Source organism: Brevundimonas sp. SS2672, assembly GCF_059579685.1.
Genome location: NZ_CM184201.1, coordinates 891,263 through 910,605 on the forward strand (window position 1 = coordinate 891,263; position 19,343 = coordinate 910,605).

30 protein-coding genes are annotated in these 19,343 nt (G+C 66.6%); 28 read left to right on the forward strand and 2 right to left on the reverse strand.

The window, feature by feature from the left end; genetic code table 11:
• Position 1: 1 nt before the first annotated feature.
• The 25 genes from rpsS to AC52GN_RS04525 all read left to right on the forward strand — a co-directional run bounded on the left by rpsS (position 2) and on the right by AC52GN_RS04525 (position 13,157).
• Positions 2-280, forward strand: a complete 279-nt coding sequence (gene rpsS / locus AC52GN_RS04405) for a 30S ribosomal protein S19 (RefSeq protein ID WP_003164372.1) — start codon at positions 2-4, stop codon at positions 278-280.
• A gap of 3 nt (positions 281-283) precedes the next feature.
• Positions 284-664 (forward strand): 50S ribosomal protein L22, encoded by a 381-nt coding sequence (gene rplV / locus AC52GN_RS04410; RefSeq protein WP_291781280.1) that lies wholly within the window; start codon positions 284-286, stop codon positions 662-664.
• Complete coding sequence (rpsC, locus tag AC52GN_RS04415) at positions 664-1,410, forward strand: 30S ribosomal protein S3 (protein WP_291781283.1); 747 nt, start codon at positions 664-666, stop codon at positions 1,408-1,410. Before rplV ends, rpsC begins: the two co-directional genes overlap by 1 nt.
• 6 nt (positions 1,411-1,416) lie before the next feature.
• Positions 1,417-1,854 carry a 50S ribosomal protein L16 gene (gene rplP / locus AC52GN_RS04420; protein WP_003164375.1) on the forward strand — a complete coding sequence of 146 codons (438 nt, stop codon included), beginning with the start codon at positions 1,417-1,419 and terminating at the stop codon, positions 1,852-1,854.
• Complete coding sequence (gene rpmC, locus AC52GN_RS04425) at positions 1,854-2,051, forward strand: 50S ribosomal protein L29 (protein WP_003164376.1); 198 nt, start codon at positions 1,854-1,856, stop codon at positions 2,049-2,051. The genes rplP and rpmC overlap by 1 nt, the downstream gene beginning before the upstream one ends.
• A 10-nt stretch (positions 2,052-2,061) precedes the next feature.
• Positions 2,062-2,304 carry a 30S ribosomal protein S17 gene (gene rpsQ, locus AC52GN_RS04430; protein WP_003164377.1) on the forward strand — a complete coding sequence of 81 codons (243 nt, stop codon included), beginning with the start codon at positions 2,062-2,064 and terminating at the stop codon, positions 2,302-2,304.
• Between the two features lie 18 nt (positions 2,305-2,322).
• On the forward strand, positions 2,323-2,691 hold the full coding sequence (gene rplN / locus AC52GN_RS04435; RefSeq protein WP_003164378.1) for a 50S ribosomal protein L14: 369 nt from the start codon (positions 2,323-2,325) through the stop codon (positions 2,689-2,691).
• Positions 2,692-2,693: 2 nt separating this feature from the next.
• Positions 2,694-3,002 carry a 50S ribosomal protein L24 gene (gene rplX / locus AC52GN_RS04440; protein ID WP_291781289.1) on the forward strand — a complete coding sequence of 103 codons (309 nt, stop codon included), beginning with the start codon at positions 2,694-2,696 and terminating at the stop codon, positions 3,000-3,002.
• The gene (rplE, locus tag AC52GN_RS04445) at positions 3,002-3,559 is read left to right on the forward strand and encodes a 50S ribosomal protein L5 (protein ID WP_112999349.1); all 558 of its coding nucleotides are present in this window, start codon (positions 3,002-3,004) and stop codon (positions 3,557-3,559) included. Before rplX ends, rplE begins: the two co-directional genes overlap by 1 nt.
• 19 nt (positions 3,560-3,578) lie before the next feature.
• Positions 3,579-3,884 carry a 30S ribosomal protein S14 gene (gene rpsN / locus AC52GN_RS04450; protein ID WP_003170022.1) on the forward strand — a complete coding sequence of 102 codons (306 nt, stop codon included), beginning with the start codon at positions 3,579-3,581 and terminating at the stop codon, positions 3,882-3,884.
• A gap of 15 nt (positions 3,885-3,899) precedes the next feature.
• The gene (gene rpsH / locus AC52GN_RS04455; protein WP_003170021.1) at positions 3,900-4,298 is read left to right on the forward strand and encodes a 30S ribosomal protein S8; all 399 of its coding nucleotides are present in this window, start codon (positions 3,900-3,902) and stop codon (positions 4,296-4,298) included.
• 1 nt (position 4,299) lies between these two features.
• The gene (gene rplF / locus AC52GN_RS04460; RefSeq protein ID WP_291781295.1) at positions 4,300-4,833 is read left to right on the forward strand and encodes a 50S ribosomal protein L6; all 534 of its coding nucleotides are present in this window, start codon (positions 4,300-4,302) and stop codon (positions 4,831-4,833) included.
• A 3-nt stretch (positions 4,834-4,836) separates the two neighbouring features.
• On the forward strand, positions 4,837-5,193 hold the full coding sequence (gene rplR / locus AC52GN_RS04465) for a 50S ribosomal protein L18 (RefSeq protein ID WP_291781298.1): 357 nt from the start codon (positions 4,837-4,839) through the stop codon (positions 5,191-5,193).
• Between the two features lie 13 nt (positions 5,194-5,206).
• On the forward strand, positions 5,207-5,806 hold the full coding sequence (gene rpsE / locus AC52GN_RS04470; RefSeq protein ID WP_291781302.1) for a 30S ribosomal protein S5: 600 nt from the start codon (positions 5,207-5,209) through the stop codon (positions 5,804-5,806).
• A 3-nt stretch (positions 5,807-5,809) separates the two neighbouring features.
• Complete coding sequence (gene rpmD, locus AC52GN_RS04475; RefSeq protein ID WP_291781306.1) at positions 5,810-6,004, forward strand: 50S ribosomal protein L30; 195 nt, start codon at positions 5,810-5,812, stop codon at positions 6,002-6,004.
• 162 nt (positions 6,005-6,166) lie between these two features.
• The gene (gene rplO, locus AC52GN_RS04480) at positions 6,167-6,760 is read left to right on the forward strand and encodes a 50S ribosomal protein L15 (protein WP_343828949.1); all 594 of its coding nucleotides are present in this window, start codon (positions 6,167-6,169) and stop codon (positions 6,758-6,760) included.
• 159 nt (positions 6,761-6,919) lie between these two features.
• Complete coding sequence (gene secY, locus AC52GN_RS04485; protein ID WP_291781310.1) at positions 6,920-8,296, forward strand: preprotein translocase subunit SecY; 1,377 nt, start codon at positions 6,920-6,922, stop codon at positions 8,294-8,296.
• 24 nt (positions 8,297-8,320) lie between these two features.
• The gene (locus AC52GN_RS04490; RefSeq protein WP_312219354.1) at positions 8,321-8,884 is read left to right on the forward strand and encodes an adenylate kinase; all 564 of its coding nucleotides are present in this window, start codon (positions 8,321-8,323) and stop codon (positions 8,882-8,884) included.
• A gap of 92 nt (positions 8,885-8,976) precedes the next feature.
• The gene (locus AC52GN_RS04495) at positions 8,977-9,660 is read left to right on the forward strand and encodes an energy transducer TonB (protein ID WP_496528301.1); all 684 of its coding nucleotides are present in this window, start codon (positions 8,977-8,979) and stop codon (positions 9,658-9,660) included.
• Between the two features lie 141 nt (positions 9,661-9,801).
• A complete protein-coding gene (gene rpsM / locus AC52GN_RS04500) occupies positions 9,802-10,170 on the forward strand; it encodes a 30S ribosomal protein S13 (protein ID WP_003164389.1) in 369 nt (122 codons plus the stop codon).
• Positions 10,171-10,186: 16 nt separating this feature from the next.
• Positions 10,187-10,576, forward strand: a complete 390-nt coding sequence (gene rpsK, locus AC52GN_RS04505) for a 30S ribosomal protein S11 (RefSeq protein WP_003164390.1) — start codon at positions 10,187-10,189, stop codon at positions 10,574-10,576.
• 88 nt (positions 10,577-10,664) lie between these two features.
• The gene (locus tag AC52GN_RS04510) at positions 10,665-11,684 is read left to right on the forward strand and encodes a DNA-directed RNA polymerase subunit alpha (RefSeq protein WP_291781324.1); all 1,020 of its coding nucleotides are present in this window, start codon (positions 10,665-10,667) and stop codon (positions 11,682-11,684) included.
• Positions 11,685-11,801: 117 nt separating this feature from the next.
• Entirely contained in the window at positions 11,802-12,221 is a 420-nt protein-coding gene (gene rplQ / locus AC52GN_RS04515; RefSeq protein ID WP_003164392.1) for a 50S ribosomal protein L17, read from the forward strand.
• An 85-nt stretch (positions 12,222-12,306) separates the two neighbouring features.
• Positions 12,307-12,684, forward strand: coding sequence for a DUF4180 domain-containing protein (locus tag AC52GN_RS04520; protein WP_453989263.1), 378 nt, complete (start codon positions 12,307-12,309; stop codon positions 12,682-12,684).
• Entirely contained in the window at positions 12,681-13,157 is a 477-nt protein-coding gene (locus AC52GN_RS04525; RefSeq protein WP_496528302.1) for a GNAT family N-acetyltransferase, read from the forward strand. Before AC52GN_RS04520 ends, AC52GN_RS04525 begins: the two co-directional genes overlap by 4 nt.
• Positions 13,158-13,163: 6 nt before the next feature.
• Here the strand turns inward: AC52GN_RS04525 and AC52GN_RS04530 are convergent, their stop codons facing one another.
• Together AC52GN_RS04530 and AC52GN_RS04535 are read right to left on the reverse strand one after the other, a co-directional pair.
• Positions 13,164-14,027, reverse strand: coding sequence for a DUF2705 family protein (locus AC52GN_RS04530; RefSeq protein WP_496528303.1), 864 nt, complete (start codon positions 14,025-14,027; stop codon positions 13,164-13,166).
• Positions 14,024-14,923: an ABC transporter ATP-binding protein gene (locus AC52GN_RS04535; RefSeq protein ID WP_496528304.1), complete on the reverse strand. Its 900-nt coding sequence runs from the start codon at positions 14,921-14,923 to the stop codon at positions 14,024-14,026. The genes AC52GN_RS04530 and AC52GN_RS04535 overlap by 4 nt, the downstream gene beginning before the upstream one ends.
• Positions 14,924-15,026: 103 nt before the next feature.
• On the opposite strand from AC52GN_RS04535, the gene AC52GN_RS04540 reads away from it, so the two are divergent.
• The 3 genes from AC52GN_RS04540 (at position 15,027) to AC52GN_RS04550 (ending at position 19,120) form a co-directional block, all read left to right on the forward strand.
• Positions 15,027-16,262 (forward strand): alkaline phosphatase family protein, encoded by a 1,236-nt coding sequence (locus AC52GN_RS04540; RefSeq protein ID WP_496528305.1) that lies wholly within the window; start codon positions 15,027-15,029, stop codon positions 16,260-16,262.
• A gap of 69 nt (positions 16,263-16,331) precedes the next feature.
• Positions 16,332-17,636, forward strand: coding sequence for a TCR/Tet family MFS transporter (locus AC52GN_RS04545; RefSeq protein ID WP_346487467.1), 1,305 nt, complete (start codon positions 16,332-16,334; stop codon positions 17,634-17,636).
• Positions 17,637-17,731: 95 nt separating this feature from the next.
• Positions 17,732-19,120, forward strand: a complete 1,389-nt coding sequence (locus AC52GN_RS04550) for a Do family serine endopeptidase (protein WP_496528306.1) — start codon at positions 17,732-17,734, stop codon at positions 19,118-19,120.
• Positions 19,121-19,343: the final 223 nt, after the last annotated feature.

A 19,343-nucleotide genomic window follows, 5' to 3' on the forward strand; every position in this document is an offset into this window, starting at 1 on the left:
AATGGCCCGCTCCTCCTGGAAAGGCCCGTTTGTCGACGGGTATCTGCTCAAGAAGGCCGACGCCGCTCAATCGTCGGGCCGCAAGGACGTGATCAAGACCTGGTCGCGCCGCTCCACCATCCTGCCGCAGTTCGTCGGTCTGACGTTCGGCGTCCACAACGGCCAGAAGCATGTGCCGGTGTCGGTCTCCGAAGAAATGGTCGGCATGAAGTTCGGCGAGTTCGCCCCGACCCGGAACTTCCCGGGCCACGCGGCGGACAAGAAGGCCAAGAGGAAGTAATCCATGGCCCAGACCAAGAACCCCCGTCGCGTTGCGGCGACCGAGGCCCGCGCCAAGCTGGTCAACGTCCGCATCAGCCCGCAGAAGCTGAACCTGGTGGCCGCCTCGATCCGCGGCCTGCCGGTCCAGAAGGCTCTCAACGAGCTGGAATTCAGCCGCAAGCGCATCGCCGGCGACGTCCGCAAGGTCCTGTACTCGGCCGTCTCGAACGCCGAGAACAACCACAACCTCGACATCGACAACCTGGTCGTCGCCGAGGCCTTCGTGGGCAAGAACCTGGTGATGAAGCGTTTCGCGAGCCGTGCTCGCGGTCGTTCGTCGCGCATCCTGAAACCGTTCAGCGAAATCACCATCGTGGTTCGCGAAGCAGGTGAGGCCGCCTGATGGGTCAGAAAATCAATCCGATCGGTCTGCGCCTCGGCGTGAACCGTACGTGGGACAGCCGCTGGTTCGCCGGCGGCGCCGACTACGCCAAGCTGCTCCACCAGGACCTGAAGCTGCGTTCGTGGCTGAAGGAGCGCCTGTCGGCCGCCGGCGTGTCGCGCATCATCATCGAGCGTCCGCACAAGAAGTGCCGCGTGACGATCTACGCCGCCCGTCCGGGCGTCGTGATCGGCAAGAAGGGCGCTGACATCGAGAAGCTGCGCAAGGACATCTCGGCCCGCACCGAAGGCGAAGTTCACCTGAACATCGTCGAGGTCCGCAAGCCGGAGACCGACGCTCAGCTGATCGCTGAGAACATCGCTCAGCAACTGGAGCGCCGTATCGCGTTCCGTCGCGCCATGAAGCGTTCGATGCAGTCGGCCATGCGCCTGGGCGCCAAGGGCGTCCGCATCAACGTCTCGGGCCGTCTGGGCGGTGCCGAAATCGCTCGTATGGAGTGGTACCGCGAAGGTCGCGTGCCGCTGCACACCCTGCGCGCCGACATCGACTACGGCTTCTACGAAGCCAAGACGACCTACGGCATCATTGGCGTGAAGGTCTGGGTGTTTAAGGGTGAAGTGCTCGAGCACGACCCGATGGCCCAGGACAAGCGCTGGGCCCAGGAAGCCTCGGGTCCGTCGTCCAACGAAGGCCGTGAGCGCGGCCCCCGCGGTGATCGCGGTCCGCGCCGTGGTCGTGAGGGCTGATAGGCCATGTTGCAACCGAAAAAGACCAAGTACCGTAAGGCCTTCAAGGGCCGCATCCACGGCTCGTCCAAGGGTGGTTTCTCGCTGAACTTCGGCTCCTACGGTCTGAAGGCCGTCGAGCCGGAGCGCATCACGGCGCGTCAGATCGAGGCGGCTCGCCGCGCGATCACCCGTCAGATGAAGCGTCAGGGCCGCGTCTGGATCCGTATCTTCCCCGACGTGCCGGTTTCCGGCAAGCCGGCCGAAGTGCGGATGGGTAAGGGCAAGGGCGCGGTGGACCACTGGGCCGCTCGCGTGGCCCCGGGCCGCATCATGTTCGAAATCGACGGCGTGCCGGACGACGTGGCTCGTGAAGCGCTGCGCCTCGGCGCCGCCAAGCTGCCGATCCGCACCAAGGTGGTCACCCGCCTGGACGCCGGCATCGTTACGGAGCAAGCCGCCTAATGACCAAGATCGCCGATCTCCGGTCGCAAACCGTCGACCAACTGTCCGACGAGCTGCTGAAGCTCAAGAAGGAACAGTTCAACCTGCGCTTCCAGGCCGCCACCGGCCAGATGGAAAAGACCCACCGGGTCTCGGAAGTGCGCAAGGACATCGCTCGCATCTCGACGCTTCTGCGCGAGAAGCGTGCGGCCTCGTAAGGAAACACCGATGCCCAAACGCATTCTTGAAGGCGTGGTCGTCTCCGACAAGGGCGACAAGACCGTCGTCGTGAAGGTCGAGCGCACCCTGCTGCACCCGCTGCTCCGCAAGACGGTTCGTAAGTCCAAGAACTACCACGCTCACGATGAGGCCAACGCCCTCAAAGTCGGCGACATCGCGCGCATCATCGAATGCGCCCCCAAGTCCAAGCTGAAGCGCTGGGAAATCATTTCCCCGTCTTCGGCTTCGTAAGAAGAAGGATCGGATCCCATGATCCAGATGCAAACTAACCTGGAGGTCGCCGATAACTCGGGCGCTCGCCGGGTCATGTGCATCAAGGTGTTGGGCGGCTCCAAGCGCCGCTACGCCTCGATCGGCGACACCATCGTCGCCTCGGTGAAGGAAGCGATTCCGCGCGGCCGCGTGAAGAAGGGCGACGTCGTTCGCGCCATCGTCGTGCGCACCGCCAAGGACATCCAGCGCAAGGACGGCTCTGTCATCCGTTTCGACAAGTCGGCCGCCGTCATCGTCAACAAGCAGAACGAGCCTGTCGGCACCCGTATCTTCGGCCCGGTTCCGCGCGAGCTGCGCGCCAAGAACCACATGAAGATCATCTCGCTGGCTCCGGAGGTTCTGTAACCATGGCCGCCAAGATCAAGAAGGGCGACAACGTCGTCGTCCTGACCGGCAAGGACAAGGGCCGCACCGGCCAGGTGCTGCAGGTCCTGCCGACCGAGAACCGCGTCGTCGTGCAAGGCGTCAACATGGTCCAGCGCCACACGCGCCCGACCCAGGCTGACCCGCAAGGCGGCATCAAGCACAAGGAAGCCTCGCTTCACCTGTCGAACGTCGCCATCGTCGACGCCAACGGCAAGGCGACCCGCGTGGGCTTCAAGGTCGAGGGGGACAAGAAGGTCCGCTTCGCCAAGTCGACGGGAGACGTCATCTGATGGCCGACACCAAGTATACGCCGCGTCTCAAGACCGACTATCAGGACCGCATCCGCGGCGTCCTGAAGGAAAAGTTCGGCTACACGAACGAGATGCAGATCCCCAAGCTGGACAAGATCGTCCTGAACATGGGCATCGGCGAAGCTGTGGCGGACTCCAAGAAGGCCAACGCGGCCCTCAAGGACCTGACGGCCATCGCCGGCCAGAAGGCCGTGCCGACCAAGGCTCGTAACTCCATCGCCGGCTTCAAGCTGCGCGAAGGCATGGTCATCGGCGGCAAGGTCACGCTGCGCGGCGCCCAGATGTACGAGTTCCTGGACCGTTTCATCACGATCGCTCTGCCGCGCGTGAAGGACTTCCGGGGCCTGAAGGGCACTTCGTTCGACGGTCGCGGCAACTACGCCACGGGTCTGAAGGAGCACATCGTGTTCCCGGAGATCAACTACGACCAGATCGACCAGATGTGGGGCATGGACATCGTTGTCTGCACCACGGCCAAGACCGATGAGGAAGCCAAGGCTCTCCTCACCGAGTTCAAGTTCCCGTTCGTGAACTGAGCGGGAAGGGAAGAGAACAATGGCTAAGAAAAGCGCCGTAAACCGCAACGAAGCCGTCAAGGCCCTGGTTGCGAAGTATGCCGCGAAGCGGGACGCCCTGAAGGCTATCGCCAACGACGAGAGCCTGCCGCTTGAGGAGCGCTTCGATGCGCGCCTGAAGCTGGCGGCCCTGCCGCGCAACTCGGCTCCGAGCCGTATTCGCAACCGTTGCGAAGTGACGGGTCGTCCGCGGGCTTATTACCGCAAGCTCAAGATGAGCCGTGTCGCCCTGCGTGAGCTGGGCAACATGGGTCAGATCCCCGGCCTGACGAAGTCGAGCTGGTAAGGGGAGCGAACAGACATGATGATCAACGATCCCCTGAGCGACATGATCGCTCGCATCAAGAACGCGGCCACCCGCAAGCGTTCTTCGGTGCTCACCCCGGCTTCCCGCCTGCGTCAGCGCGTCCTGGACGTGCTGCAGGACGAGGGCTACATCCGCGGCTACTCGCTGGTTCAAAACCCCGGTGAGTTCCCGCAGTTCGAGATCGAGCTGAAGTACTTCGACGGCCAGCCGGTGATCGCCGAGATCGCCCGCGTGTCGAAGCCCGGCCGCCGCGTCTATTCGGCCATCGGCGATCTGAAGCCGGTCAAGAACGGCCTCGGCATCTCGATCCTTTCGACTTCGAAGGGCGTCATGTCCGACGCCGCCGCCCGCGACGCTAACGTCGGCGGCGAAGTCCTCTGCAGGGTCTACTGATATGTCTCGTATCGGCAAGAAAACCATCGCCGTGCCGAAGGGCGTGACTGTCACGCTCAACGGCCAGGCCATCACCGTGAAGGGTCCGAAGGGCGAACGCTCCTGGACCGTCGCCGACGAGATCGAAGTCACGCAGGAAGGCGACGAGCTGTCGCTGACCCCGCGTTCGGACTCGCAGCGCGCCAAGGCCATGTGGGGCCTGTCGCGCACCCTGGTCGCCAACATGGTGACCGGCGTGACCGAAGGCTTCGAGAAGACCCTGGAACTGGTCGGCGTCGGCTACCGCGCCGCCCTGAAGGGCAAGGATCTCTCGCTGCAGCTCGGCTTCTCGCACGACGTGGACATCGTTCCGCCCGAAGGCATCACCTTCGCCGTGCCGAAGCAGACCGAGATCAAGATCTCGGGCAACGACAAGCAGGTTGTGGGCGAAATCGCCGCCGTCATCCGCAAGATGCGTCCGCCGGAACCCTATAAGGGCAAGGGCGTGCGCTATCAGGGCGAATTCGTCCGGCGCAAGGAAGGCAAGAAGAAGTAAGTCATGGCTCTCTCTCTTCAACAACAAGCCAAGCGCCGCGCCGAGCGCACTCGCCGTCGCCTGAAGGCTGTCGCCAACGGTCGTCTGCGTCTGTCGGTCTTCCGTTCGGACAAGAACATCTCGGCTCAGATCATCGACGACGCCCAGGGCATCACGGTGGCCGCCGCCTCGTCGCTGGAAGGCGGCAAGGGTTCCAAGGGTTCGGACGTCGCAGCCGCCGCCAAGATCGGCAAGCTGATCGCCGAGCGCGCCATCGAGAAGGGCGTCACCGACGTCGTCTTCGACCGTGGCGGCTACATCTATCACGGCCGGGTCAAGGCGCTGGCGGAAGCCGCGCGCGAAGCCGGCCTGAACTTCTAAGGGAACGGCAAGCATGGCTCGTGAACCCCAACGCGGCGGCGGCGACCGTAACCGTCGCGACAACCGCAACGCTCCCGTTGAAGGTCCGGATTCGGACATCATCGAGAAGCTGGTGCACATCAACCGCGTCGCCGCCACCGTCAAAGGCGGCCGCCGGTTCTCGTTCGCGGCCCTGATGGTCGTCGGCGACGGCAAGGGCCGCGTCGGCTTCGGTCATGGCAAGGCGCGCGAAGTGCCGGAAGCCATCCGCAAGGCGACCGAAGAAGCCAAGAAGACCATGATCAAGGTTCCGCTGCGCGAGAACCGCACCCTGCACCACGACGGCAATGGCCGTTGGGGCGCCGGCAAGATCATGATGCGTGCGGCGCCTCCGGGCACCGGCGTCATCGCGGGCGGTCCGATGCGTGCGGTCCTCGAAACCCTCGGCGTCCAGGACGTCGTGGGCAAGTCGACCGGCTCGTCGAACCCCTACAACATGATCCGCGCCACCTTCGAAGCTCTGAAGGTTCAGTCGTCGCCGCGCCAGATCGCCTCCAAGCGGGGCAAGAAGGTGTCCGACCTGATGGGCCGCCGCAATGACGGCGCTTCGGCGCCGGAAGCCGTGGAGGGCTGATAGATGGCCAAGACCGAAAAGAAGACCGTGACCGTCCGTCAGACGGCGAGCCCGATCCGCCGCAAGTCGGATCAGCGCGCCACCCTGGTGGGCCTGGGTCTCAACCAGATCGGCCGTGAGTCGACCCTGGAAGACACCCCCTCCGTGCGTGGGATGATCGCCAAGGTCGCCCACATGGTGGAAGTGGTCGAGAAGTAAGACGGTTCGCCCTCTCCCGTTCGCGGGGGAGGGCGTTTCGCTTTATGAAGAAGCATCTTGCGATGCTGACGCGGGTCGCTTAATCAGCGGCCCTTCAATTTTTCCAACGCCGAGTCAGGTCCGCCCGTCGAACCTGGCGCTAGAACCCGAAAGGATCAGGCAATGAAGCTGAACGAAATCCGTGACAACGAAGGCGCCTCCAAGAAGCGTATGCGCGTCGGCCGCGGCCCGGGCTCGGGCAAGGGCAAGACCGCCGGTCGCGGCGTCAAGGGTCAGAAGTCGCGTTCGGGCGTCGCCATCGGCGGCTTCGAAGGCGGCCAGATGCCGCTGTACATGCGTATGCCGAAGCGCGGCTTCAACGTGCCGAACGCGCCGAAGCTGGCTGAAGTCAACCTGTGGCGCCTGCAAGAGGCCATCGACGCCGGCAAGCTGGACGCCAAGGCCGAGATCAACGGCGCGGCCCTGGTCGCCGCCGGCGTGATCCGTCGCGTCAAGGACGGCGTGCGCGTCCTGGGCGAAGGCGAGCTGAAGGCCAAGCTGAACCTGGTCGTGTGGTCGGCCTCGTCGGGCGCCATCAAGGCGATCGAAGCCGCCGGCGGTTCGGTGACGCAACAGCGCATCGAAGCCGAAGCCAAGGCTGCGGCTCGCCTCGAGAAGCGCAACGCCGCTCGCGGCAAGGCGCCGGCTCCGAAGGCTCCGCTGGGCGACGCCAACAAGATCTCGGCTCGCGCCAAGCGCACCGCCGCCAAGGCCTAAAATCCGATATCGTCATCCCGTCGGGGGCGTGGTTTCACGTCTCCGCCGGGATCGTCCGGACCGGGATGACGATTTTCCGAAAGCGGCCCTCGCAAGAGCGCCGCTTTCCGCCTATCTGACGACGGGCATGAAAATGGTGACCGTCTGGGGGACCGCCTGATGGCTTCGGCCGCTGAACAACTTGCTGCCAATATGAACATAGGCTCGTTCGCCAAGGCGACCGAGCTGCACAAACGCCTGCTGTTCACGCTCGGCGCGCTGCTGGTCTACCGGATCGGCACCTATGTTCCGATCCCCGGGATCAACGGCGAGGCCTTCCTGGCCTTCTTCCAGAATCCGGACGGCCAACGCGGCATCCTGGACATGTTCAACATGTTCTCGGGCGGCGCCGTCGAGCGCATGGCCGTGTTCGCGCTGAACGTCATGCCCTACATCTCGGCCTCGATCATCGTCCAGCTGATGGGCGCGGTGTATCCGCCGTGGGAGAAGCTGAAGAAGGAAGGCGGCGAGTCGGGCCGCAAGCAGCTGAACCAGTACACCCGCTATCTGACGGTGTTCCTGGCCCTGGCGCAGTCCTTCGGCATCGCGGTGGGCCTGAACGCCCAGCCGGGTCTGATCGACCAGCCCGGCCTGTTCTTCATCATTTCGACGGTCACCGTCCTGACCGGCGGCACCATGTTCCTGATGTGGCTGGGCGAGCAGGTGACGGCGCGCGGCGTCGGCAACGGCATCTCCCTGATCATCTTCGCGGGCATCGTGGCGGTCCTGCCGTCGACGGTGGCGCGGATGCTGGGCCTGGCCCAGCAGGGTCAGATGTCGGCCTTCACCCTGTTCGGCATCGCCATCATGGCGGTCGCGGTCATCGTCTTCATCGTCTTCATGGAGCGCGCCCAGCGCCGCCTTCTGATCCAGTATCCGAAGCGCCAGGAAGGCAACCGCATGACCGGCGGCGAGCGCAGCTTCCTGCCGCTGAAGGTCAACACCGCGGGCGTGATCCCGGCCATCTTCGCCTCGTCGCTGCTGATGCTGCCGACGACGGTGGCCCAGTTCACCGCCAATGCGAACCTGCCGGACTGGATGAGCTGGTTGCCCCTGGTGACGGCTCAGCTGACCCACGGCCAGCCGGTGTTCATGATCTTGTACGCCGTCCTGATCGTCTTCTTCTGCTTCTTCTACACCTCGATCACCTTCAACCCCGAGGACACGGCCGAGAACCTGCGCAAGTACGGCGGCTTCCTGCCGGGCATCCGCCCGGGCAAGCGGACGGCCGAGTATCTGGACTATGTCCTGACGCGCCTGACGGTGATCGGCGCCGCCTACATCACCGCCGTCTGCCTGCTGCCGGAGTTCCTGGTCAGCAGCCTGGGCAACAGCCTGTACTTTGGCGGAACGTCTATCTTGATCGTGGTCTCGGTGACGATGGACACTGTCGCCCAGATCCAGTCGCACCTGCTGGCGCACCAGTACGAGGGGCTGATCAAGAAGGCCAAGTTGCGCGGTCGTGGCCGGGGCGGTTCCGCTCCTGTCCGTCGCTGATCGGGTAGGGGGCCCGAAGACATAATGAACCTGATCCTGTTCGGGCCGCCTGCGGCGGGCAAGGGCACCCAGGCCAAGCGGCTGGTCGAGGAGCGGGGCATGGTCCAGCTCTCGACCGGCGACATGCTGCGCGCGGCGATCGCTTCGGGCTCCGAGCTGGGGCTGAAGGTCAAGGACGTGCTGGCGCGCGGCGACCTCGTCACCGACGAGATCGTCATCGCCCTGATCGAAGCCCGTCTGCCGGAGGCCGAGGCCGCCGGCGGGGCCATCTTCGACGGCTTCCCCCGCACGGTGGCCCAGGCCGAGGCCCTGGACGCCATGCTGGCCAAGCGCGGCGCCAAGATCGACAGCGTCATCCGCCTGAAGGTGGACGACGCCGCCCTGACCGATCGGATCGGCAAGCGCTTCGCCGAGCAGGGGCGGCCTGACGACAATCCCGAGACCTTCAAGGACCGGCTGGCCGTCTACAATCGCCAGACCGCGCCGCTGCTTCCCTATTATGAAGGGCAGGGCAAGCTGACCGAGGTCGACGGCATGGGCGACATCGCCGCCGTGGCCGCCGCGATCGACACGGCGCTGGACGCCTGATCCGGCGCGCGGTCTGATCCCCTCGACTTCTGAAGCGTTAGCGTTCGGGAGCCTGTGCGGGAGAGACGGTTGCGGCCGACACGTATGAAGCAATGGCGCTGGGGCGCGGGGGGCTGGTGGTCCTTCTGCACCTCGGCGCCTTTGTGCTTTTGGGCGTGGGTCGTCCGGAGCCGCCCCTGGTCACGGCTCTGCCGCCGATACTGGTCGATCTGGTTCCCCCGCCGCCAATACCGCCGCCGCCCCCGCCGCCCAGCGCCCCGGCGACGTCGCAGGGCGGGGGCGCGCCCGCCGCGCCGTCCGTCGTTCGGCCGCCACCCCCGCGTCCGGCGCCGCCGAGGCCGGAAATCGTCGCGCCTGTACGCCCCGCGCCCGAACAGCCCCTGATCATCGGCGTCGCGCCAGAGCCCAGTCCGACGCCAGGCCCCGGTCAGGGCGGGCAGGGGACGGGCAGCGGCGGGGGCAGCGGTTCCGGCGTCGGTCCTGGCGTCGGCGACGGCCCTCCGCGGATCATCCGCGGTCCGACGGTCGGCGAACTGCGGACCCTGCACCCGCGCGAGGCCTTCCGTCGGCGCATGGGCGGGCGGGCGACCCTGGCCTGCCGCGTGCGGCTGGACACCACTCTGTCCGATTGCCGCCTGGTAGACGAAACGCCGCCGGGGATGGGATTCGGCGAGGCGGCTCTTGCGGCCGCTCGATATTTCCGCTTTCGTCCTCCGACGCAGAACGGAGCGCCGATTGATGGTCGAGAGGTCCGGGTGGGGGTCGAATGGCCCTGAGCCAGCCTGCTCACGGCGCTTGCCCGTTGACGCATCGGGAATCCCCTGTATAAGGGCGGCCTTCCGCGAAGGGCGTACACGCTCCTGGTCTGTTGACCGGAGCGATTTCTGCGTCTGATTAACGCGTACTTGGAGAATTTCGTGGCCCGTATCGCAGGCGTCAACATTCCGACCAACAAGCGCGTTGAAATCGCGCTTCAGTACATCCACGGCATTGGCGCGCACAACGCCAAGGAGATCACGGCCAAGATCGGCATCGAGCCGGCTCGCCGCGTGAACCAGCTGACCGACGCGGAGATCCTGCAGATCCGCGAAACCATCGACCGCGACTACACCGTCGAAGGCGACCTGCGTCGCGAGACGTCGATGAACATCAAGCGTCTGATGGACCTGGCCTGCTACCGCGGCCTGCGTCACCGTAAGGGCCTGCCGGTCCGCGGTCAGCGCACGCACACCAACGCTCGCACCCGCAAGGGTCCGGCCAAGCCGATCGCCGGCAAGAAGAAGTAAGAGAGAGGCCTGACCGATGGCTAAGGAACCGGGTCGCGTTAAGCGCCGCGAACGCAAGAACATCACCTCGGGCGTGGCCCACGTGAATGCTTCGTTCAACAACACCATGGTGACCATCACCGACGCTCAAGGGAACGCGATTTCCTGGTCGTCGGCCGGCCACATGGGCTTCAAGGGCTCGCGCAAGTCGACGCCGTACGCCGCTCAGATGGCTGCGGAAGACGCCGGCAAGAAGGCCGCCGAGCACGGCGTCAAGACGCTGGAAGTGAACGTCTCGGGTCCGGGTTCGGGCCGTGAGTCGGCCCTGCGCGCCCTGCAGGCCGTCGGCATGACGATCACGACCATCCGCGACGTGACGCCGATGCCGCACAACGGCTGCCGTCCGCCGAAGCGCCGTCGCGTCTAAGGTTCACGCCGCCTACCCCTTCTCCCGACGGCTCCTGTTGTTCTGAACGTGAGAACACGGAGTCGTCGAAACCCGTTCGAGGGACTTTATGATCGAAAGAAACTGGCAAGAGCTGATCCGTCCCGAGAAACCGCAAGTCGAGGGCGGGTCTGACCCGCAGCACAAGGCGCGTCTGATCGCCGAGCCTCTCGAGCGCGGTTTCGGTGTGACGCTCGGCAACGCGCTTCGTCGCGTTCTGCTGTCTTCGCTTCAAGGCGCGGCGGTCACGGCCATTCAGATCGACGGCGTGGTGCACGAGTTCTCGTCGCTGGAAGGCGTTCGCGAGGACGTCGTCGACATCGTTCTGAACATCAAGCAACTGGCCCTGCGCATGCACGCGGAAGGTCCGAAGCGGATGACCCTGCGCGCCACGGGCCCCGGCCCGGTGACCGCAGCCCAGATCGACCTGCCGGCCGACATCGAGGTGCTGAATCCGGATCACGTGATCTGCACCCTGGATGACGGCGCTTCGGTTCGCATGGAGCTGACGGTGCAGAACGGCAAGGGCTACGTCGCCGCCGAACTGAACCGCCCGGAAGACGCCCCGATCGGCCTGATCGCCGTCGACGCCCTGTATTCGCCGGTGAAGCGCGTCGCCTATCGCGTCGAGCCGACCCGTCAGGGCCAGTCGCTGGACTACGACAAGCTGATCCTGGAAGTCGAAACCAACGGCGCCGTCTCGCCGGTTGACGCCGTGGCCTACGCCGCGCGCATCCTGCAAGACCAGCTGCAGATCTTCATCACCTTCGATGAGCCGACCAAGGCTGTCGAGCAGTCGGACGGCAAGCCCGAACTGCCCTTCAACCCGGCCCTGCTGAAGAAGGTGGACGAGCTGGAGCTGTCGGTCCGTTCGGCCAACTGCCTGAAGAACGACAACATCGTCTACATCGGCGACCTGATCCAGAAGACCGAGGGCGAAATGCTTCGCACCCCGAACTTCGGCCGCAAGTCGCTGAACGAAATCAAGGAAGTTCTGGCGTCCATGGGCCTGAGCCTCGGCATGGATGTGCCGAACTGGCCGCCGGAGAACATCGAAGATCTGGCCAAGAAGTTCGACGACCAGATCTGATCATCAACCCCTCCGCCCAGGTCCCGCGTGGATCGGTTGGGGCGGTAAGAATGAGAGGCCCCAGGTCTCGTCCGCCAAGTAGGGACGAGAAACCAGGGTCGAGTAGGAGAGACCCCGATGCGCCACGGCGCCGCCTATCGTAAGCTCGGCCGTACGGTCAGCCACCGCCAGGCCATGTTCGCCAACATGGCCGCCTCGCTGATCAAGCACGAGCAGATCACGACCACCCTGCCGAAGGCGAAGGAACTGCGTCCCTTCGTCGAGAAGCTGGTCACCCTCGCCAAGAAGGGCGACCTGCACGCTCGTCGTCAGGCCATCAGCGCCGTTCGCGACGTGCCGCAAGTCGGCAAGCTGTTCGACACGCTGGCTCCGCGTTACGCCGAGCGTAACGGCGGCTACATCCGCATCATGAAGGCGGGCTTCCGTCACGGCGACAACGCCGCGATGGCCGTCATCGAGTTCGTCGATCGCGACGTGGCCGCCAAGGGCCAGGACTCCGGTCCGGTCTTCGCCATCGAGGGCGACGACGAAGCCTGATTTCGGCTTCACCGACTGTATTGAGAGGGCGGCTGGAGCAATCCCGCCGCCCTTTTTCTTCGCAAGCCGCTGAAGGGAGGGCTCGATGACCCGCGTGGAGACCTGGAACGGGCTCGTCGTGGCCGTGTGTGAGCCGGACGGCGCCCTGCTGGCGGGCCTGGCCGACATCAATGACTTCCTGTCGCTGGCTTTCGAAGCGAACGCCGATTGGCTGGCCATGCCGGTAACGCGTCTGGGCGAGGACTTCCTGCGTCTTCGCAGCCGGTTGGCGGGCGAGACCACGCAGAAGTTTGTCAACTACCGGGTCGGCCTGGCGATTATCGGCGATATCAGCGCCGAGGCGGCCGGATCCGAGGCGCTGACGGACTATGTGAGGGAGTGCAACCGAGGCCGATCCGTATGGTTTCTGCCCGATCTGACGGCCTTGAAGTTGAAGCTCGAAACGGGACGGAGCGAGGCATGAGCACCCACGGGATACGGGCTTTCGATCCGTCGGCGGCGGCGGACAGCGGAGCCTGGCGGTCGCTTAACGAAGCCTGGCTGGCCGAGGGCGGCTTCGCTATCGAGGCCAAGGACCGCAAGGTGCTGGACGACCCGCAGGGGCAGATCCTGGCGCAGGGCGGCCGCATCTTCTTCATTCAGCGCGGCGACGATGTCGTGGGCTGTTGCGCCCTGATGGCCATGGACGACGGCGGCTTCGAGGTCGCCAAGATGACGATTGCGCCGACTGCGCGCGGCCAAGGGTTGTCGCGGCGGCTGCTGGAGGTCTGTGAGGCCGCCGCGCGCGAGGCGGGCGCGCCGCGTCTCTATCTGGAGACCAGTTCGACGCTAGGGCCGGCGCTGGCGCTCTATGACAGCTTCGGCTTCGTGCGCCTGCCGCCGCGCGAGACGCCCTATGTCCGGGCCGATGTCTTCATGGAGAAGGCGCTGGTCTGATCCGGCCTATTCCTTCGACAGATCCTGCCGTCGAAACCACCACAGGGCCATGAAGAAGGGCGCGAAGCTCCACAGCGCCAGTCCCGCAACGGCGCGCCAGCCGGCGCCGTCGGGCAGGACAGCGGCCATCATCCCGCCCTGGATCAAGGCCTTGAGCACCTCATAGGCGTCGCCGGGGAACAGCAGCATGGTGGGCCAGTCGCCCATCCGCCAGCCGAGGAGGGAGGCGCCCTTGGCGAGGAAGGCCTGCGCCACGCCGATGACCAGCGGAACGAAGAGGGCGGCCAGCATGGACCGCGTGACCGTCGCCGCCAGCAGGGCCAGCAGCAGGAACTGTACGACGCGGACAAAGGCCAGCAGGAACATCAGGCCGAAGCTCTGCGCGGTCTCGGCGCCGAAGTGGAAGACGAAGCTGTTGCCGAAGATCAGGCCCTTGGCGACGGCGCCGATCACGGCGGCGGCCAGCATCAGCAGCAGCCCGGCCAGAACCATCAGCTTCACCGCGCCGGCCTTGCCCATGATGAGGTTCGGGCGGCTGTTGCGCGCCGTGATCAATCGCCAGGTCTCCCAGCGATAGTCGCCTGCGAAGACGCTCGCCGCGCCGATCAGCAGGAAGGCCAGGAGCGCCGGGTTGGCCAGGTTGCCGGCCGCCTCGAGCAGGGCCTGGCCCAGATCGAGGGTTCCTCGCTCCAGGCGCAGCTGGGACGGCAGGCGATCGCGGACGGCGGAGATCTTGTCGTCGATGAACAGATTGCCCGCGATGCTCGCCGCCAGCCCGACCGCAGGCACGAAGACGATGCTCCACAACAGGGCCGTGCGGTTCTGCAGCAGGCGCCAGGTTTCGGCGCGGACGGCGTCGGCCAGCATCATGGGCGGTCTCCCTCGACGGAAGAGGTTTCGGTCATGAAGACGCTTTCCAGATCGGCGCCGACCCAGCGGGCCTCGTCGATGTCCACGCCCTGTTCGATCAGGGCGCGCAGCAGGGCGGGGGCCTCGGCGCGCGGTATGGCGGCCATGACGGCGTCGTCCTGAACGTTGCCGCGTTCGCCCAGCACGGCCATGACCCTGGCCAGAGGCGTGGCCGACAGGCGCAGACGTTCGCCCGAGGCGGTCAGGTCGCTGACCTTGCCCTCGGCCGCCAGCTTGCCTCGGTTCAGGATGGCGACGCGGTCGCAGACGCGCTGGACCTCCAGAAGCTGGTGGCTGGCCAGCACGACGGTCACGCCGTCGTCGTCGGCCAGGCTGCGGATCAGGCTGCGCATCTCCTGGATGCCGGGCGGGTCCATGCCGCTGGTCGGTTCATCTAGGATGACGAGGTCGGGCCGGGTCATCAGGGCGGCGGCGACGCCCAGCCGCTGCATCATGCCGACCGAGAAGCCGCGCACCTTGCGATCCGCCGCCTCGGTCAGGCCCACCCGCGCCAGCCAGCGGTCGGTTTCGGCCTCTGCGCCCATGCCGTGCGCCAGCGCCAGCCAGCGCAGCGCCTGACGCGCGGTCAGATAGGGCGGGTAGCGCGGCGTCTCGATCATCGAGCCCATGCGCCGGGTGACGGCTGGATCGCCGGCAGGCTGGCCCATGACCCGCACCTCGCCCGCCGTGGGTCGGATCAAGCCCAGAAGGATGCGGAACAGCGTCGACTTGCCCGCGCCGTTCGGCCCCAGCACCCCATAGACCCCGCCGCGCGGGATGCTGAGGCTGAGGCCGTCCAGGGCGCGCACCGCGCCATAGGTCTTGGTCAGGCCGCTCGTCTCGATAACGCTGGTCATGAGTCGCAGCGTGACCCGACAGTGGAAAACCGGCAAGCCGTCTTCTGTCTGTCGCGGATTGGGCTTAGGCAGCGTCCCCGAAAGCCGCTTTCGGGAGCACCTCATGTTTGATCGTCTGTTCGGGCTGGCGCGCGCCGCCGTCCTGACCCTGGCTGTCGCCGCCTGCGCCACCACGCCGCCCGCGCCGCCGGTCGAGTCGGCCCAGGCGCCGAACGTCATCCTGATCTCCATCGACGGCTTCCGCGCGGACTATCTGCAACGCGGGGCGACGCCGGTGCTGGCGCAATTGGCGGCCGAGGGGGCGTCGGGCCCGATGAAGCCGTCCTTCCCCAGCGTGACCTTCCCCAACCACTACACCCTGGTCACGGGGCTGCATCCCGATCACCACGGCATCGTCGGCAACAACATGGTCGACGCCGAACTGGGCCGCTTCTCGCTCGGCAACAAGCAGGCCGTCACCGATCGCCGCTGGTGGGACCAGGGCGAGCCGATCTGGGTCTCGGCCGAGCGGCAGGGCGTGAAGACCGCCACCATGTTCTGGCCGGGGTCCGAGGCCGACATCCGCGGCGTGCGGCCCAGCTACTGGGCGCCCTTCGATCAGTCGATGCCGGGCGATGCCCGCGTGGATCAGGTGCTGACCTGGCTGGACCTGCCCGCCGCCCAGCGCCCGGCCCTGACCACCCTCTATTTCGATATCGTCGACACCATGGGCCACCACCACGGGCCAGACGCACCCCAGACGCTGGAGGCCACGCGATCGGTCGACGCTTCCATCGGCCGCCTGGTCGAGGGGCTGAAGGCGCGGGGCCTGTATGAGAACACCATCCTGGTCGTGGTGTCCGATCACGGCATGGCGGCGACCTCGCCCGACCGCGTGACGGTGCTGGACGACATCGTGGACCCCGAGGCGGTCCAGATCGTCTATGGCGGCGCCGTCACCTTCCTGAACCCCGTTGCGGGGCGCGAGGCCGAGGTGGAGCAGGCCCTGTTGGGCTCGCGACCGCACCTGGACTGCTGGCGCAAGAGCGAGATCCCGGCGCGCTTCATCCTGGGCTCCAACCCGCGCGTGCCGGCCATCGTCTGCGCTTCGGAGCCCGGCTGGCTGTTGGCGACCAGGGCGCGCCCGGTGACCAAGCCCGGCGGGGCCCACGGCTATGACAACGCCGCGCCCGAGATGCAGGCGATCTTCATCGCCCACGGACCCGGCGTCATCGCCGGACGGCGGCTGGAGAACCTGGACAGCGTCGACGTCCAGCCTTTCCTGGCTCGCCTTCTGGGCGTCTCCGCACCGCACGGCGACGGTGACCCGAACGACACGCTTCCGGTGACGCAGCGCTGAGCGACGGATCCAAGGGTGGGCGAGGTGAGGGCGGGGCTGTAGAACGTCGCTCCACCTCCGCGAGCCCTCATGTCCCTGCACCAGCCCAAGGTCCGCCGCGCGGCGATCGCCTTCATCCTCGTGACTGCGGTGTTGGACATCGTGGCTATGGGGATCGTCATTCCAGTCCTGCCGCACCTGATCGAGGAGTTCGTCGGGTCGAACGCGCGCGCGGGCCTGCTGAACGGGGTGTTCGTGGCCCTTTGGGCGGGGATGCAGTTCCTGGCCTCGCCGGTGATCGGTTCGCTGTCGGACCAGTACGGGCGCCGCCCCGTCATCCTGCTGAGCTGCGCCGGGCTGGCGGCCGACTATGTGCTGATGGCGCTGGCGCCGAACCTGTGGTGGCTGGCGGTCGGGCGGCTGGTGGCGGGCGTCACCTCGTCCAGCTTCACAACCATCTACGCCTATATGGCCGACATCACCGAGCCGGAGAAACGCGCTCGCGCCTATGGTCTGATCGGCGCGGCCTTCTCGGGCGGATTCGTGCTGGGGCCGGTTCTTGGCGGCTTCCTGGGCGAGTTCGGGCCGCGCGTGCCCTTCTGGGTGGCGGGCGCCCTGTCGGGCGTGGCCTTCCTGTACGGCCTGTTCATCCTGCCGGAGAGCCTGCCGCTGGAGAAGCGGATGCCCTTCAGCTGGCGTCGCGCCAACCCGGTCGGGGCCATGATCCTGCTGAAGCGTCACGCCGAACTGGCGGGCCTCGCGGTGGTCAACTTCCTGCTCTATTTCGCCCACCACGTCTTTTCGGCGGTCTTCGTCCTTTACGCCGGGCTCCGTTACGGCTGGGGGCCGTGGCAGGTCGGAGCCTTGCTGGCCATGGTCGGGGTGCTGGACATGATCGTTCAGGGCGTGCTGGTCGGCCCGGCGTCCAAGCGGTTCGGGGACCGAGCGACCATGATCTTCGGCCTGTGCGGCGGGGCTGTGGGCATCGCACTGATGGGCTGGGCGCCGACCGGCGTCGCCTTCATCGTCGCCATGTTCCCTAACGCCCTGTGGGGCCTCGCCATGCCGACGCTTCAGTCCCTGATGACCCGCCGCGTCGGCGAGAGCGAGCAGGGCCAGCTTCAGGGCGCGAACATGAGCGTCGCCTCCATCGCCGGGGTGGCCTCGCCCCTGTTCTTCGGCTGGATCTACTCGGTTTCGGTGGGTGAGGGCGGCGGGCGGGCGGCGGCCTGGTTGTCGGAGCGAGGGTTGCCCGCGGTGTCTGCTGCGGCCGACGCCATGCTGTCCGAGCCGGGGCTGGCCTTCTATCTGGCCTCCGCCGTGCTGGCACTGGGCGCCCTGATCGGATTCCTGACCGCGCGCCGGGCGGAACGGGACGAGGTCACATCCGTTTGATCGCCGCCGCGCCTTGGACTGAAAGACGGCCTTGATCCTGTCGAAAAGCCGAGGCGGAATGGATGCAACGCCCAAGCTTGTAGAACCGGGACGAGATGAAGACTTCCAGACTGGCCATCGCCGCCGCCCTGATCCTGTCCGCCTGCGGCCAGCCGCAGCCCTCCAAGGCGCAGGAAGGCGTCTTCGCCGAACAGCCCCGCGTCGCCCCGCGCGACGCCGGTTCGCTGAAGACCAGCTTCGCCCCTGTGGTGCGCGAAGCCGCGCCCGCCGTGGTGAACATTTCGGCGCGGGGCGTCCAGCGCGTGCGCGACCCCTTCTTCGAACTGTTTGGCGGCGGGCCGCAATCGCGTGTGACAGGCTCCATCGGTTCGGGCGTCATCGTGCGGCCGGACGGGATCGTGGTGACCAACAACCACGTCATCCAGAACATGCAGGAGATCCGCGTCACCCTGAACGACCGGCGCGAATATCCGGCCAAGGTGCTGCTGGCGGACGAACGGTCCGACATCGCCGTGCTGCAACTCGAAAACCTGGACGGCGACCTGCCGGTCCTGCGCATCGACGATCAGGAGCAGCAGCAGGTCGGTGATCTGGTCCTGGCCATCGGCAACCCGTTCGGCGTCGGCCAGACCGTGACCAACGGCATCATCTCGGCCCTGAACCGGACCGAGACGGGCATCAGCGATTCCGGCTCCTTCATTCAGACCGACGCGCCGATCAATCCCGGCAACTCCGGCGGCGCCCTGGTCGACATGGACGGCGATTTGATCGGCATCAACACGGCCATCTTCTCGCGCACAGGATCCTCGACGGGCGTGGGCTTCGCCGTGCCGGCCACCATGGTCAAGCGGGTGGTGGATTCCGCTGTCGGCGGCGCCAAGTCGGTCGAGCGCGCCTGGCTGGGCGTCAAGGGCGACTCGGTCAGCTCCGACATGGCCCGCAGTCTGGGGCTTGAGCGGCCGCAAGGCCTGATGGTGACCGACGTCTACGCCGGCGGCCCGGCCGCGCGCGCAGGCATCGAGCAGGGCGACGTCATCACCGCCATCGACGGCGCCGAGGTCAACGACCAGGGAGGGCTGAACTTCCGCGTCGGCACCCGTTCGCCGAACGACACCGTCGCCGTCAGCGTCCTGCGCGACGGCCGGACCCAGACCTTGAACGCTCGTGTCTCGACCCTGCCGGGCGACGCCGATCCGGGGCCGGGCACGGTCGTGGGGCAGGGCGCCCTGGCGGGGCTTCAGGGCGTGGCGCTGAACCCGGCGCTGGCGGACCGTCTGGGCGGTGATCCCTTCACCAGCGGCGTGGTGGTCACCGGACTGCAGCGCAACAGCGTCCCGGCCCGCATCGGACTGCGTCCCAACGACCTGGTGGTGCAGATCGACGGCCGCGCCGTCACGACGGTCGCCGCCCTGGGACGTGCGCAACGCGGCTCGGAGTTGACCATCGTCCGCAACGGCCGTCGTCTGACCGGCCGCTTGCCGTAGAGCTTTCCGGCCCGGTAGGAAGTCAAAGGGAAGCAGGCGCTGTGTTTCTCCCTCCCCTTCATGGGGAGGGTGGTCGCGAAGCGACCGGGTGGGGAGGGCTAGGTGATCCGAGCGCGGCGATTGTTTGGCTTGCCGCCCCCACCCGTCTTCGGCCTTCGACCTCAGCCACCCTCCCCATGAAGGGGAGGGAGAGGGTTGCGCTTTTCTATGGCTTACGGCGGCG

What these genes read in the sequence shown, in the direction of transcription:
- rpsS (WP_003164372.1), top strand. Translation starts at nt 2, where the DNA reads ATGGCCCGCTCCTCCTGGAAAGGCCCGTTTGTCGACGGGTATCTGCTC.
- rplV (WP_291781280.1), top strand. Translation starts at nt 284, where the DNA reads ATGGCCCAGACCAAGAACCCCCGTCGCGTTGCGGCGACCGAGGCCCGC.
- rpsC (WP_291781283.1), top strand. Translation starts at nt 664, where the DNA reads ATGGGTCAGAAAATCAATCCGATCGGTCTGCGCCTCGGCGTGAACCGT.
- rplP (WP_003164375.1), top strand. Translation starts at nt 1,417, where the DNA reads ATGTTGCAACCGAAAAAGACCAAGTACCGTAAGGCCTTCAAGGGCCGC.
- rpmC (WP_003164376.1), top strand. Translation starts at nt 1,854, where the DNA reads ATGACCAAGATCGCCGATCTCCGGTCGCAAACCGTCGACCAACTGTCC.
- rpsQ (WP_003164377.1), top strand. Translation starts at nt 2,062, where the DNA reads ATGCCCAAACGCATTCTTGAAGGCGTGGTCGTCTCCGACAAGGGCGAC.
- rplN (WP_003164378.1), top strand. Translation starts at nt 2,323, where the DNA reads ATGATCCAGATGCAAACTAACCTGGAGGTCGCCGATAACTCGGGCGCT.
- rplX (WP_291781289.1), top strand. Translation starts at nt 2,694, where the DNA reads ATGGCCGCCAAGATCAAGAAGGGCGACAACGTCGTCGTCCTGACCGGC.
- rplE (WP_112999349.1), top strand. Translation starts at nt 3,002, where the DNA reads ATGGCCGACACCAAGTATACGCCGCGTCTCAAGACCGACTATCAGGAC.
- rpsN (WP_003170022.1), top strand. Translation starts at nt 3,579, where the DNA reads ATGGCTAAGAAAAGCGCCGTAAACCGCAACGAAGCCGTCAAGGCCCTG.
- rpsH (WP_003170021.1), top strand. Translation starts at nt 3,900, where the DNA reads ATGATGATCAACGATCCCCTGAGCGACATGATCGCTCGCATCAAGAAC.
- rplF (WP_291781295.1), top strand. Translation starts at nt 4,300, where the DNA reads ATGTCTCGTATCGGCAAGAAAACCATCGCCGTGCCGAAGGGCGTGACT.
- rplR (WP_291781298.1), top strand. Translation starts at nt 4,837, where the DNA reads ATGGCTCTCTCTCTTCAACAACAAGCCAAGCGCCGCGCCGAGCGCACT.
- rpsE (WP_291781302.1), top strand. Translation starts at nt 5,207, where the DNA reads ATGGCTCGTGAACCCCAACGCGGCGGCGGCGACCGTAACCGTCGCGAC.
- rpmD (WP_291781306.1), top strand. Translation starts at nt 5,810, where the DNA reads ATGGCCAAGACCGAAAAGAAGACCGTGACCGTCCGTCAGACGGCGAGC.
- rplO (WP_343828949.1), top strand. Translation starts at nt 6,167, where the DNA reads ATGAAGCTGAACGAAATCCGTGACAACGAAGGCGCCTCCAAGAAGCGT.
- secY (WP_291781310.1), top strand. Translation starts at nt 6,920, where the DNA reads ATGGCTTCGGCCGCTGAACAACTTGCTGCCAATATGAACATAGGCTCG.
- AC52GN_RS04490 (WP_312219354.1), top strand. Translation starts at nt 8,321, where the DNA reads ATGAACCTGATCCTGTTCGGGCCGCCTGCGGCGGGCAAGGGCACCCAG.
- AC52GN_RS04495 (WP_496528301.1), top strand. Translation starts at nt 8,977, where the DNA reads ATGGCGCTGGGGCGCGGGGGGCTGGTGGTCCTTCTGCACCTCGGCGCC.
- rpsK (WP_003164390.1), top strand. Translation starts at nt 10,187, where the DNA reads ATGGCTAAGGAACCGGGTCGCGTTAAGCGCCGCGAACGCAAGAACATC.
- AC52GN_RS04510 (WP_291781324.1), top strand. Translation starts at nt 10,665, where the DNA reads ATGATCGAAAGAAACTGGCAAGAGCTGATCCGTCCCGAGAAACCGCAA.
- rplQ (WP_003164392.1), top strand. Translation starts at nt 11,802, where the DNA reads ATGCGCCACGGCGCCGCCTATCGTAAGCTCGGCCGTACGGTCAGCCAC.
- AC52GN_RS04520 (WP_453989263.1), top strand. Translation starts at nt 12,307, where the DNA reads ATGACCCGCGTGGAGACCTGGAACGGGCTCGTCGTGGCCGTGTGTGAG.
- AC52GN_RS04525 (WP_496528302.1), top strand. Translation starts at nt 12,681, where the DNA reads ATGAGCACCCACGGGATACGGGCTTTCGATCCGTCGGCGGCGGCGGAC.
- AC52GN_RS04530 (WP_496528303.1), bottom strand. Translation starts at nt 14,027, where the DNA reads ATGATGCTGGCCGACGCCGTCCGCGCCGAAACCTGGCGCCTGCTGCAG.
- AC52GN_RS04535 (WP_496528304.1), bottom strand. Translation starts at nt 14,923, where the DNA reads ATGACCAGCGTTATCGAGACGAGCGGCCTGACCAAGACCTATGGCGCG.
- AC52GN_RS04540 (WP_496528305.1), top strand. Translation starts at nt 15,027, where the DNA reads ATGTTTGATCGTCTGTTCGGGCTGGCGCGCGCCGCCGTCCTGACCCTG.
- AC52GN_RS04545 (WP_346487467.1), top strand. Translation starts at nt 16,332, where the DNA reads ATGTCCCTGCACCAGCCCAAGGTCCGCCGCGCGGCGATCGCCTTCATC.
- AC52GN_RS04550 (WP_496528306.1), top strand. Translation starts at nt 17,732, where the DNA reads ATGAAGACTTCCAGACTGGCCATCGCCGCCGCCCTGATCCTGTCCGCC.